This window comes from Novosphingobium sp. ERW19, assembly GCF_012641315.1.
Classification (GTDB): Bacteria; Pseudomonadota; Alphaproteobacteria; order Sphingomonadales; family Sphingomonadaceae; genus Novosphingobium.
Genome location: NZ_JABAIC010000009.1, coordinates 124,819 through 137,654 on the forward strand (window position 1 = coordinate 124,819; position 12,836 = coordinate 137,654).

Annotated in this window: 8 protein-coding genes; 4 read left to right on the forward strand and 4 right to left on the reverse strand. The window is 65.0% G+C overall.

All coding sequences use genetic code 11. The features are described 5' to 3' along the window. The first annotated feature begins 573 nt into the window (after positions 1-573). The 3 genes from HGI46_RS16915 (at position 574) to rpoH (ending at position 3,811) form a co-directional block, all read left to right on the forward strand. On the forward strand, positions 574-1,707 hold the full coding sequence (locus tag HGI46_RS16915) for an acyltransferase (protein WP_168905184.1): 1,134 nt from the start codon (positions 574-576) through the stop codon (positions 1,705-1,707). Positions 1,708-1,822: 115 nt separating this feature from the next. After that, a complete protein-coding gene (locus HGI46_RS16920; RefSeq protein ID WP_168905185.1) occupies positions 1,823-2,800 on the forward strand; it encodes an RluA family pseudouridine synthase in 978 nt (325 codons plus the stop codon). 78 nt (positions 2,801-2,878) lie between these two features. Further along, the gene (gene rpoH, locus HGI46_RS16925; protein ID WP_206065789.1) at positions 2,879-3,811 is read left to right on the forward strand and encodes an RNA polymerase sigma factor RpoH; all 933 of its coding nucleotides are present in this window, start codon (positions 2,879-2,881) and stop codon (positions 3,809-3,811) included. Between the two features lie 60 nt (positions 3,812-3,871). Here rpoH and HGI46_RS16930 read toward each other — a convergent pair whose 3' ends face one another. The 4 genes from HGI46_RS16930 to HGI46_RS16945 all read right to left on the reverse strand — a co-directional run bounded on the left by HGI46_RS16930 (position 3,872) and on the right by HGI46_RS16945 (position 11,941). After that, positions 3,872-6,991: a hypothetical protein gene (locus HGI46_RS16930; protein ID WP_168905186.1), complete on the reverse strand. Its 3,120-nt coding sequence runs from the start codon at positions 6,989-6,991 to the stop codon at positions 3,872-3,874. Positions 6,992-7,009: 18 nt separating this feature from the next. Next, positions 7,010-8,368: a cytochrome P450 gene (locus HGI46_RS16935; protein ID WP_168905187.1), complete on the reverse strand. Its 1,359-nt coding sequence runs from the start codon at positions 8,366-8,368 to the stop codon at positions 7,010-7,012. Continuing rightward, positions 8,365-11,388 carry an adenylate/guanylate cyclase domain-containing protein gene (locus tag HGI46_RS16940; protein ID WP_206065790.1) on the reverse strand — a complete coding sequence of 1,008 codons (3,024 nt, stop codon included), beginning with the start codon at positions 11,386-11,388 and terminating at the stop codon, positions 8,365-8,367. Before HGI46_RS16940 ends, HGI46_RS16935 begins: the two co-directional genes overlap by 4 nt. Positions 11,389-11,503: 115 nt before the next feature. Next, positions 11,504-11,941 (reverse strand): hypothetical protein, encoded by a 438-nt coding sequence (locus tag HGI46_RS16945; RefSeq protein WP_118073140.1) that lies wholly within the window; start codon positions 11,939-11,941, stop codon positions 11,504-11,506. Between the two features lie 237 nt (positions 11,942-12,178). On the opposite strand from HGI46_RS16945, the gene HGI46_RS16950 reads away from it, so the two are divergent. After that, positions 12,179-12,781, forward strand: a complete 603-nt coding sequence (locus tag HGI46_RS16950; protein ID WP_206065791.1) for a Crp/Fnr family transcriptional regulator — start codon at positions 12,179-12,181, stop codon at positions 12,779-12,781. Positions 12,782-12,836: the final 55 nt, after the last annotated feature.

Genomic DNA, 12,836 nt, shown 5'->3' on the forward strand with positions numbered 1-12,836 from the left:
CCCCTGATCGGCTCAGCCTGAGGGCGGACATATGTGAAAGGACGAAGCTTTGGCAGCGGCTCGCGGGCTGCCTTGGCTTCTGGCAAGCGGCTGCGTGAAAAGAACCTGTCGTTTGCGCAGACACTGTCACGCAAGTCAGGCGGGTTCCGCATCCGCAGCGTCGCTCAGGGTTCGGCGCCGTGCTATCAGCCCTGGGGTGTCCTGTCTGTCCTTGGGTAACGACAGGTCTTGCCCGGTGGGTCTTGGGCTTTACGCCCCGCATTGAACCCACGCGCACCTGCCGCACCGATCGCGCCGGAAGCATCCGCGCCAGACTCTGGGCATCGGCTTCCGAAGGGAGAGGAGCGGGTTGGCCTTGTGCCCTCTCCTGACCTGTGGGTGGAGCATGTAACCTATATGGTTCGTTTTGTCAAGAAACTTAGTTTGTGCTCTCTGTGCGCGAGGAGGATGCAGATCGCCGCGAACGACTTTGCAGGTGCGAAGAAGATGCTGCATTGCAGTTCCCTGCACCGGGAACCCTCGCTATAGGCAGCATCAAGGGTATGTCTCACGGCAGGCCAAGTGGAGCGGAAAATGAAGTTTATTCGCGAGATAGTTGGTCTGCGAATCTACCTCGCATTATGGGTTGCAGTAGGACACGGTCTGCAGCTGAGTGGCTGGCTGAAAGGTGACAATCCAGTTCTCTGGTTGCTCCTGCGGACAGATGCAGCAGTATATGTGTTCATGATCGTTAGCGGGTTTGTGATAACAAACCTGATCGAGAGTCAGAAAGAACCGTATTTAAAGTACATTTTTCGGCGTTTCTTTCGACTCTATCCCGCCTTTATTGCCTGCTGTGTCATTGGATACTTTATTCTACCAGCTTGGGCTGAATTGGTTGTTCGGGTGGCGTGGCAGGACGCACCGGGATGGCAAGAATATGCTTCTTCGGTGGAGCTGCTCCGGAGTCAATCAGTCGATAATACAGCGCCGCATTTGCTCTTGCACGCCACCATGCTCCACGGACTTGTCCCGATCGAGATGCTTCCAAAGGCACCGGTGGCCTTTCTGCCGGCGGCATGGAGCATTTCGTTGGAATGGCAGTTTTATCTCATCGCACCTTTCCTGCTGTCCCTGAGGGGAAAGCCATTCGCAATGGCAGGTGGTGCGATCGTAATGGCTGTACTTCACCTCACATTTTATCGGGGATTGCTCGGGCACTACGAGGTGGCTTCATCCATTTTTGGTGTGCTGGTGTTCTTCGTGGTGGGCATCGTCTCCCGCTTGGCCTACGATCGGTTGCGCGGTCTTGATGGCAACCCCTATGCATGGTCGGCTTTGCTTGGCGCCGTTGCACTTGCCGTTTTGAAAGATCCCATACCCCTTGGCATTTGGGCGATCTTTTATCCTTTTCTGCTTTGGCCCGAGAAAGCCGGCTATGCATTTCGGTTGCTGTTTGCCTCCAAGCCCGCACAGATCCTCGGGGAGGCCTCTTACTCTCTTTACCTCATCCATCGGCCAGTTCAGGTTGTGCTGGCTGTCGTTGCCGTGTCGATCGTTCCAATATCGAGTATTGGGCGCCAAGAAATGCTTATCGTTCAACTTGTTGCAATCGTTGCAGCGCTCCCGATAAGCGTTGCCATGTATTACTGGCTGGAGCGACCGGCGATGCGTTTTGCAAAACGAGTGACTTCAGGCCCCGTCCTAACACCCCCAGAATTGCGGTGAGAAGTACGGCGACAATTTGCGGGGGTGGCTAACGTCCACCCCCGTCGTGCGCCACGGTTGCTACCGCTCATACAGTGCCTTGCACCCTACCTCCATCCTTCCCATATCTCCACCAATGGGGGCCGCTGACACGATCATTTCCGGAACTGTCGCGAGTGGCGGGCAGCGGCTGGACAAGGCTCTGGCCGATGCTTCGGGCCTTTCGCGGGAGCGGGTGAAGGCTTTGCTTGCCGAGGGGCGGATCAGCCTTTCGGGCAAGGTTGCCGCGCAAGCCTCGGTCAAGGTGGCCGAGGGCACCGCCTTCGAAATCCGCGTGCCGGAAGCCGCGCCGGCCGAGGCTGTGGCGCAGGATATTCCGCTGAGCGTCGTCTATGAGGACGATGCGCTGATCGTGGTGGACAAGCCGGCCGGGCTGGTGGTGCATCCGGCGGCGGGGAATCTCGACGGCACGCTGGTCAACGCGCTGCTGCACCATTGCCGGGGGCAGCTTTCGGGCATCGGCGGGGTGGCGCGGCCGGGGATCGTGCACCGGATCGACAAGGATACGTCCGGGCTGCTCGTCGTCGCCAAGACTGACGTGGCGCATGAGGGGCTGGCCAGGCAGTTTGCCGACCATTCGATCGTGCGCGCCTACAAGTGCGTAACGGCGGGCGTGCCGATGCCGCCATCCGGCACAGTGCGCGGGGCGATTGCGCGGTCCAGCCATGACCGCAAGAAGATGGCGCTGGTCGAGGACGGTCGCGGAAAGCATGCCGTGACGCATTTCCGCACGCTTGCGGCGCTCGAAGGGGCGGCTTTGGTCGAGTGTCGGCTGGAGACCGGGAGAACCCACCAGGTGCGCGTTCACCTTGCGTCAATCGGCCATGCGCTATTGGGTGATCCTGTCTATGGACGCGCACCTTCAAAGCTTCGGCCGCTGCTCCAGCGGCTCGGGTTTCATCGCCAGGCGCTGCATGCGGCGGAACTGGGGTTCATTCACCCCGTTACCGGTGCAACCCATCATTTCGCCAGCCCGACGCCCGTCGATATGCGGGAACTCATCGTCGAACTCTGCGCTGAAGGGCATGATGCAAAGGTACTGGCGATGTTGTAATGAAGGACTTTGGAGTCGTCCGCGAGGAGGCTCCGTTTGAGTGGTCCCGCCGCCGGTCGCCCATCAGGGGGCCGTCACATGGGAACCGACGAGAAGAAAGGACGTGTTCAGGTGAGTGAGGAAAGAAAAGCTGTGACAGTACCTGCCCTTGGCGGGGAAGCCAGCCTCAACCGCTATCTCTCGGAAATCCGCAAGTTCCCCGTGCTTACGGCTGAGCAGGAATACATGCTCGCCAAGCGTTTTCAGGAACATCAGGATCCCGAAGCTGCCGCTCAACTGGTGACGAGCCACCTGCGTCTCGTGGCGAAGATCGCCATGGGCTATCGCGGCTATGGCCTGCCGGTCAGCGAGCTGATCTCCGAAGGCAACATTGGCCTGATGCAGGGCGTGAAGAAGTTCGAGCCCGACCGGGGCTTCCGTCTGGCCACCTATGCGATGTGGTGGATCAAGGCTTCGATGCAGGAATTCATCCTGCGCTCGTGGAGCCTGGTGAAGATGGGCACCACGGCGGCGCAGAAGAAGCTGTTCTTCAACCTTCGCCGGATGAAGAAGAACCTCGAGGCGTTCGAGGATTCGGACCTGCATCCGGACGACGTGCGCAAGATCGCGACCGACCTGGGCGTGCCCGAGCAGGAAGTGGTCAACATGAACCGGCGCATGATGATGGGCGGCGATGCCTCGCTCAACGTCTCGATGCGCGAGGACGGCGAGGGTTCGTGGCAGGACTGGCTGACCGACGACCGCCCGCTGCAGGACGAGACCGTGGCCGAGGCCGAGGAGGCAAGCTATCGCCACCAGCTGCTGGTCGAGGCGATGGACAGCCTGAACGAGCGCGAGCGCCATATCCTCACGGATCGGCGTCTGGTCGACGAGCCGAAGACGCTGGAAGAGCTTTCGCAGGTCTACAATGTCAGCCGCGAACGCGTCCGCCAGATCGAGGTGCGCGCATTCGAGAAGCTGCAGAAGGCGATCCAGCGGATCGCGGTGGAGCGCAAGCTGCTGCCGGCCTGATGCGGGTTGGGTGTTTGATAAGAAACGGCCGGGTGGTGAGCCCGGCCGTTTTTGTTTGGGCTACGACATGTGCAGCCGGTCCGTATCCAGCGCGGCCCCGGCCAGAAACCACAAGGCGTGGCGGCCGGGGAGGAAGAAGTAGCCGCCGCCTTTCAAGGTGACGTAGCGCTGTACCGGGCATAGCTCGAGCGGGGCGTTGCGGCCGATGATGGTGAAGCGCTGGACGTCGCTCTCGCTCGGCCCCTTGTGCATGGCGAAGGGGTCGGGCTCGCATTCGAGGCCGTGGAAGGTGGGCGAGGCGAGCCAGGTTTGCTGGACGAATTCGAACTGGCGTTCGAGATCGGCGTTGAAGGCCATGAACAGCGTGCCGCGCGCGGTATCGCCGTCGTTGTCGAGATAGGGCCGGCCACGGCGGAGCAGGCGGTGGCGGTTGCTGACCGAGAGTTCCACCGGCTCTGTCGGCGCGAGGCTGTCGCGCGGGAAGGTGCGGCGGACGTGGGCACCGAAGGGGCAGCGCAGGCCTTGCGGATCGGCGTCCTTGTAGAGGAAATCGTTCTTGCGCATCGCGTCCACGCCGCTCTTCATCGCCGGGTGGAAGGGATTGTCGATCAGCGCCGAGCCATCGCGCCAGCGGCCGAGCATCTTGGCGGCGATCCATTCGCGGGTGCGATGGATGTTGCCGTTGTGCGGGTTGATGACATCGGGCTGCTTGCAGATTTCGTGCGCCTTTTCATCGAGCTGCCTGCGAAAGCCGTCGACGTCCTGCGCGAGCTGGCGGATCACCAGATAGCTGCCGTTGCGGCCGAAATCGCGCGCGCGGGCGCCCTGATCGGCGAAGTCGGGGTACTGCGTCGGCTGGTCTGGCGGGGGCGAGGGGAGGAGGAGCTGCGGGCACATCCCGAGATCCTGCATCGGGCGCTCGACCAGCGGCGATGGCGGGTAGTAGCCGCGATTGTCGGTGTAGCCGAGGATGAACTCGCCGGGTTCGACGCCGTGGACCGGATCCGGCGCGCCGTGGCGACCGGGGAAGCCGCGCACCAGGGGCTGCGAGACGCCGTCGACGAAGCCGAAGGGTTCTTCGGAGAGGTCGTCGTTGCTTGATGTGGCATGGACGAATTCTGCGCCCTCGGCAGGCTTGGACACGCTGTCGTCGCTGGTTCGCCATGCCTCCTTGAAGCGTTCGAGGTCGAAGGCCTTGAGGCCGGTGCGTATGGAGGCCTTTTCGGTGATGCCGATGGCGGCAGCGTCGCTGACGATCTGCGCGAACTTCTGCGCGGCAACTTCGTCCTTGGCATAGAGCAGCAGCACGATGTGGGTATCGTCGTCACACCATTCGAGCTGTTCTGGATCGCCCAGTGCGCGCTTGCGGCTGGCGTGGGCCATGCCGAGCGAGAAGGCCGGCGGGAAGGCTTGCGGCGTGCCGGGGCCTTCGAGCGCCAGTTCCTTGTCCAGCCCGAGCAGGCGCAGGCCGGCGGCGGAGAAGGCGATATTGCAGACGAAATCCTGCGGCGGCTTGTCACCGAACGAGACGAGGTCTTCGGCGATCAGGCCAGCCAGCCACTTCTGCACATGGGCATAAGGGTGGGCGCTGCCTTCGCGGCGGGGTTCGCCGAAGTTGAGCGCGACGACCCGGCTGTGCGGGTGGCGCTTCAGCCCGCCAAACATCAGCGTCTGGATTTCCTCGTACTGCAACCCGTAATCGGGGCGTGGGATCGAGCCGAACAGGTCGAGCCAGGCCTCGGCGTCCGACGGGTTGGCTTCGAGGCGGTCCTTGCACAGAAGGCCGCTGACGATCAGCGCGTGCTTGCGCATGGCGGTGGTGGAAAGATCGGGGTGTGCGGCGAACCAGAACGGGGTGGGGCGCATCGAGCAGCGGGCATAGCGCTTCATCCGGTCGCCGTCCTCGGCGCCCTTGAAGAACAGCAGGCGCGTGGCGGGGAAACCCTCGGCGTTGCTCCACACGGCGGTGACGCCCTCGGACGCCTTGGTGATGAAGTCCTCGAGGTAGCTTTCCCAGCTGCCATCGTAGTTGGAGAAGAACACCAGTTGGCGCGTGCCGGGCAGGACCACCCAGCGTGCGGCGTGGATCGTGCCGATGGTGGCGAGGAAGCCTTTCCGCATCACCCCGATCTTCGCCATGATGGCAACGGCAGTGAAGGCGAGCGGCAAGGTCCACTTGCGCACCCATGCCTTGCGCAGGGTAGTGACGCTGACCATGTGGTTGGGGATCACGCCGGGCGCATTCTCCTTGGCCATCATCGCGCCGAGTGCGGCGGCAGACGGCGTGCGGTCCACCGGCGTGTTGGCGAGTTCGTCGCGGCGCAAGGCCCACGCCACCGCGGCGACAATCAGCAGCGCGATGACCACGGAGGGCAGGATCGCGCCCTTGAGGAGCGCAAAGCCGGTGGCTCCGCCCGCGCGGCCGAGCAGAAGTGCCAGAAGATAGCCGATACCCAGCAGCGGCCAGATCAGTCCTTGTGCGTTGGCAAGGCCCTTGCCGATCCAGCCGAGCGTCCAGCGCGAGCGGGCGAAATCCAGCCACGGCGCGTCGTTGCGTTCGCAGAACGCGAGCTTGGGCGGCTTGCGGTCTTCCAGATGGGCGAGGTCGTCCTTCAGCTCTGTCGCGACGACGCGGAACAGGCTTTGCGGGCCGTGGAGCGAGGAGCGGGCACGTTCGCGCGCGATGATGGAACGCGCCTTGGCGACGATCGCGCGGTTCTCGTCGATGGTGCGAACGCCGAGGCCCGGCAGACCGACGAAGGGCAGGCCGGTCAGGCGGCGGTCGAGAAACGGCACGCGGAACACCGCCGGGTTGATGCCGTAGGCATGGCGACGCAGCAGCGGCAGGACCTCGCCGACCGCGCTGATGCCGCTGGTCAGCTTGAGCACCGGGAGCAGGAGCGCTCCGGCGTGTTCGGCAATCAGATCGAGCGCACGTCCGGCGTTGCCATCGACGGTGGCTTCGAGCACCAGATGGGCCTGCTTTCCCGGCGCTTCGGGCGGGATGGCGTGGATGCTGGCGAAGTGGACCACGCCGGTCTGGCGCAGGGCCGTGGCCATGGCTTCGTTCGCCGGATTGCCGAGTTCGCCGATCTCGCGCTCTATATCGCCGACGTCGCACCATTCGGACTTGTCTCCGAAGGGGATGGCAACGGTGACGAAGTCCTGATTGACGCTCAAAGGTTGGTTCCTTTGTAATTAGGGGATGGCGGTAAAGCTCAGGTCGTCGGGCAGGCCGAGGAAGGTGCCGAGAGCGGCGTTGGGTGCGGGTTCAATCCGCCCGGATGTGGCGGCGATGGCCTCGGCAATGATGGTCCAGGCAATGCCCCGGCCGTAGCAGACATGGGGCCCCTGCAGCGGGCCGGAGGTGATGTAGGGGCGCGCCGGATCGGGAGCGAAGCGGTGCGGCTGGGGGAATGCGGCCTCGTCGTGCGCTGCAGCGCCGACCAGCGCAACGATGCGGTCACCGGCCTTCAGTTGTTCCCCGCGCCAGGTGCAATCGTGGCGGACGCGGCGGACGAGCTGGCTGGTATCAGCAAGGCGCAGCATTTCGGCGACGGTGGCGTCGCGCGCTTCGGGCCCTGGCGCGGGATCGCCCAGCCGCTGCACCAGCGCGGGCCAAGGGATGCCCGCTGCGCGTCCACGCTCCGAGGCGCTGAAGGCGGCCACTTCCGAAAGCACCTTGCCGACGATCAGCACGAGCGCGCCGGTCAATTCGAACAGGACGCTGCGCGCCTGCAGGCGGTAGTCGGCGACTTCGGGGAACTGCGGCTGCACCGCGACAAGCGCGCTGAGCAGGCTGGTTTCGGGCGCCACTTGCGGCATGTCGAGCGCATCGTCGATGGCGGCGAGGCCGACGCTGGCGGTCTTCCCGGCCAGCCACGGCATCGCTCCGGAGCTGGTGGTGATGGTACCGAAGACATGGCCGAACAGCGGCACCTGCAGGAACAGGGCGTTGAGCGCATCGCCCAGTTCGTCCCTGCGGCGCAGGGCGGGGCCGGGTCTCGTCAGGTTCCGTGCGAACAGCAGCAGCGGCACCGGCCATGGCACCTTGGAGGGTGCAGGCACGCCCAGAACCCGCCGCGCCATGCGGTAGGAGAGCAGGAAGGCATATTCGCGGACGAAGTTGATGGTCTCGCCAGTGCGCGCGCGCGACTGGTAACGGTCGAGAAGATGCGTAGCTTCCTCGCGCGCCATGGCTGCAATCCAGCCGCGGAAACCGGGATCGAGATTGGGCGGAAGGCTTGGGTTCACGCCGGGGATGCGGGCATTGAGCCAGCTTTGCGCAGCATGGAGCTGGCGGAGGCGCACTTGCCGGTTGGCGTCGTTCTCACCCACCAGGTAGCGCGTGCCGGGCAGGACCTGTTCGAGCAAGTCGTCGTACTGCTGCAGCGAGAACGTGTCTTCTTCGCAGAGCAGGGCGCTGACCACGTCGTGCCTTGCGGCGGCGAAGACACGAACGCCGTTCTTGTCCAGCTCGGCGCAGCGGAGCAGCGCGGGCGCACCCGGCTGGAACAACCGGGCTGACGCTGCGGCAAGCACGGCCTGCTGGTTCATGCGATGCGATCCTCGATGGCGACGAGCCGGCGTTGCAGGCAAGCGAGGCCGAGTTCGTCGATCCTGCTGACGAGATCGGCGGTCGGCACATCCTGCGCGCCCCACACGGCCATCCCGGTATGCGCCTCAACCTCGCGGCACAGCACCAGTGCGTGCAGTTCGTGCATCGCTTCTCCGCACGAGCGGCTGTGTTCGAGAGCCTCGGCGGCAAGGTCGGCGGCCTGCACCACCTTGCCCTGCGCCATGGCGAGGCGGGCGCGGGCCTCGTGCAGGTAGTAGGTCGCAGAAGTGCGGACCTGCCGGAAGTGGCCACGCGCGACCGATTCCGCCAGCACGGCTTCGGCTTCGTGCAATTGGCCGAGTTCGATCAGGGTCAGGGCAAGCCAGCTTGCGCTGGCCGGTTCGAAGCCGAGGAAATGGTGGTGCAGGCAATCGGCATAGGCGCCGCGCAATATGCCAAGGGCCCGTTCGAACCTGCCCTCGCGGTAATGCAGGTAGCCATGGGCGAGATCGGCGAGCAGTCGGGAATAGGCGTGGGCATAGCGGCGCGAAAGGTTGAGCGCCTCGGCCACCCACGAGCGTGCCTTGGCGATTTCACCCAGATCGGTAAGATACCACGCGCCGAAAGCGCGGGCGAGGACGTGGGGGATCACCACCACCGCGCCGAAGGTCGATCCGCGCTGTCCATCGTCCAGCCGGTTGCCCAGACGTTCGATCCGCGCGATTGCCGCACGCGGGCGGGCTTGCGAGAAGGCAAGATAGGCCGCGACGAGATCGGCATAGGTCCGGCGGGGCAAGCTGTCATGCGCATCGAGATCGGCCTCGGCGCGGGCGAGCCAGGCCTCGCCCTGAAGTGGGGCGCCATCGATCCAGTCGAGCACGGCCATGTTGATCCGCGCCACGGTGCGGATGCCGGGGCCCATGTCGACGGTGCCTTCGGCCAGAAGCGCCATGTCTTCGCGCGTGATCTGCTCTTGCGAGAGTTGCTGCAGCGTATCGAAGGCGAGCAGCGAGAAGCGTGCCCGTTCCATGGCGGCAGCGGCCGGTTCCAGGCGTGCCGCCATTTCACGCGCGCGCAGGTAGAGCTGGCGCACCGAATCGATCGCGGCGAGGCTCAATGCCTGCTGGCAGGCATCCCAGAGATGTCCGAGAGCGCGCTGCGGCAGGCCGGCCTTCTCGGCGTGGGTCGCAAGTTCGGCATGGCTGGCAACCTCGGCCTCCTGCGACGACGAGGCTTGCGCGGCGAGCAGTTCGAGCGCCCTGGCGTGCATCATGGTGCGCCGACGGCGGGGCATGGTGCGGTAGGCCGCTTCCTGCACAAGCTGGTGGGTGAAGCGCGCCTGGTTGGCCACGGCAAATTCCACCACGCGCGCTTCGACCAGCCGCGCGATGGCGCCGGAAGGGTTGCGGCAGACGAGGGCAGCGCCGTTCTGCAGTCGGCTTACCGGGAAGATCGGCCCAAGTGCGGCGCAGAACTGGCACAGGCGCGTCGCATCATCGTCAAGCGCGGCGAGGCGGGCGCCAAGCAGGGCATCGAGCCGTGCCGGGATGCGGGCCGACAGTTCGGCCGGTTCGGTGCCGTCCTCGCCTTGCGCGCTGACCGCGAATTCCTGCAGGGCGAGCGGCAGGCCTTGGGCGCGGTCAAGAATCCGCTCGATTGTATCGTCATCAAGCGGAGCGAAGCGGTTGATCATCGCGACAAGGCTGCGTGCGGCGCGGGGGCCGAGCGGTTCGAGGTTCATCACCTGATCGCAGCATTGGGCGAGGCTGGTGAGCGCTTCCGGCCGTCCGGCCAGAAGCATCGTCATGATGCGGCCATCCCTGATGCCGGTGAGCACCGACAGGCTTTCGCGATCGAGATACTGGCCATCGTCGACCAGCAGGAGCAGGGGAACGTGGACTACGGCCAGCTGCAACAGGCGCAGGATCGTCTGCGTGGCGATACGGTTGCGGTCGCCCGGAGCGAGATGGGCCAGCCACTTCTGGCCATTGTCGATAAGGCCCTGCAGGCATTCGGCCTGGTCTGCCGTCAACGCTGCGGCGGATGCCACGTCGGCCAGCAGGGGCTGCAACAGTTGCATCAGATGGCGGACAGGACCGCCGAGGCAACCGAACGGCACCGGCGCGAGCAGCGCGTTGCCACGGACCACCAGCGTCGTCACGCCGAAGCCCGCCGAGAGGCGCGCGCCTTCCAGAAGCAGGCGGCTCTTGCCCATCCCGGCTTCGCCGACGATGCACAATGCGGCGCCCGCCTGACCCGAAACCAGCGCCTTGACCGCGTCGAGCTCGACATCGCGGCCAATCAGCGGGCTGGTGGCGTTGCCCTTCACCGGAATGCGGTCCCCGCCTTCAAGGTCAATCGCGGTGAGTTCGAAGACCGCTTCGCCGCGCTGGTCGATCTCGCTGGTGATCGTGCCGAGTGGCTGCAGCTGGCAGGATTCGGCAATCAGCGAAACGGTAGTGGCCGAAATTGCCACGCTTGCCGGTGGCGAGAGCTTTTCGATCTGCCCGGCAACGTGCGTGGCGTGGCCGACGACATCGAGGATGCTGCCGAAATCGTTGTCCTGGCGGCGCAGCAGGATCGGCCCGGAATGGAGGCCGACGCGTGCGCGCGGTGCCGGAAGAATGCCCGAAGGCCCGCTGCGCATGCGTTCGACAATGGCACGTGCGGCAAGCGCGGCGCGCAAGGGGTGGTCCTCCACCGCCGGATGCACGCCGAACACGGCCATTACGCCATCGCCCTGCACGCGCACGACCATGCCGTCGAAATCGTGGATCGCCTTGCGGATGAGGCTGATCGTGCTGTCAAGAACATCACGGGCGTCTTCCGGATCGAGCACGGAAATGAGCCGGGTGGAGCCGACGATATCGGCGAAAAGCACGGTGGCAAAGCGCACGGCCTCGACATCGCCGGACAGCGAGGGCACCCGCCCGTTCGCTTCCCCGGCAATCGGCTGCACCGGTTGTCCGGTGGCAGTATCGAGTCCCTCGGCCCGCACCTTGTTGTCTTTCGCCCCCATGACAGTCCGGTCGAATCTCGCGCCGAACCGACTGACAATGGCAGATATTCAGTTTGTTGACTGAATCGCAACGAGAATCGGCAGGGACCTTCGGCATGTGCTGTCGCACAGCCGGTCATGACAGGCCGATGATCTGGTGGCTGCGCGCCATGCCCGAGCGTTCCGGGATGCGTTGCAACTGCGCCCGGGTAAAGCCATCGCGGCGCAGCGGCAGGGCCGTGCCGTCAAGGTCATAGCATGGCAGCGCCTCGCCCTGGCGCGAGACGCGGATGGACCAGCCCCAGCGGCGCTGGTCGCATGCGAGGCCGAGAAAAGCATCGCATTGCAGCATCAGGCAGGGCGGGCGCAGAGCGCCCCTTGCCGCAAGCACGCGGTCGACATCCTCGTCTGAAAGCGAAAAGCGCGCGACATCGCAATCGTCCTGCCGGGGCAGGGGATCGGAACCGGTCGGCGTGACGATCTGCAGCGACGGGCGCAGGATAGCCTCGCCCACGCGTCGGAATTCGACCTGCAGGGGGCCGGGGCCGGATTTCCAGATGAGATAGCGCTGCATTGGCCTCGGTCGTTCGTCCCCGGCAATTGGCCGAAAACGGTGGAAGTGTCGGGCCGCTCTCTATGCCGTCCGCCCGCGTGAGGCGTCCGTCGGCCAGCGCACCGGCCCCTTGTGATTTGGCGCACATTCTCTAAGCCTTCGCCGTGAGATGCCGCGGGAACGGTGATATCTGTGTCCAGTTCGATCCTAATGGTGCCGGATGATGTCCAGGCAGTTCTTGCTCTTCACGGGCGGCAGATGCGCGTGCGCAAGGGGCAGGTCCTGCTTGCGGTGGGTCTGCCAGCGACCGACGTCTACGTCGTGCTGGAGGGCAGCGTCAGCGTCTCGCTCGTCTCGGCGCAGGGGCGCGAGACGGTGCTCCGGGCCATCGGCGCGCGGGAGATGTTCGGGGAACTTGCCGCGATCGACGGGGAGCCGCGCTCGGCCGACGTGGTCGCGGCTGAGAACAGTACCCTGCTGGTCATTCCCGGGCCGACCTTTGCCGGCCTGCTGGGCGTGGAGCCGGTCCTCTCGCTGTGGCTGGCCCGGTACCTTTCGCACCAAGTCCGCTACCTGACCAACCGCATCTACGAGCTTTCGACGATGGGCGTGGGACCGCGCCTTCAGGCAGAATTGCTGCGGCTGGCAGGCGAGCCGGACCAGGCCGGGGCCGCCACGATCAACCGCATTCCGACCCAGGCCGAACTTGCCGCCCGCATCGGCACCAACCGCGAAACCGTGACGCGCGAATTCTCGCTGCTGATCAAGGAAGGGCTGGTCACGCGCGAGGGACGCCGCATCGTCGTGCCATCGGTGGCGCGGCTGGCCGACCGGCTGCATCGTTATTCGCAGAGCAGTTGACGATCAGGTCTGCCAAGGCGTTGCCAGACCGGGTGCGGCGCGGATAGGCTGGGTC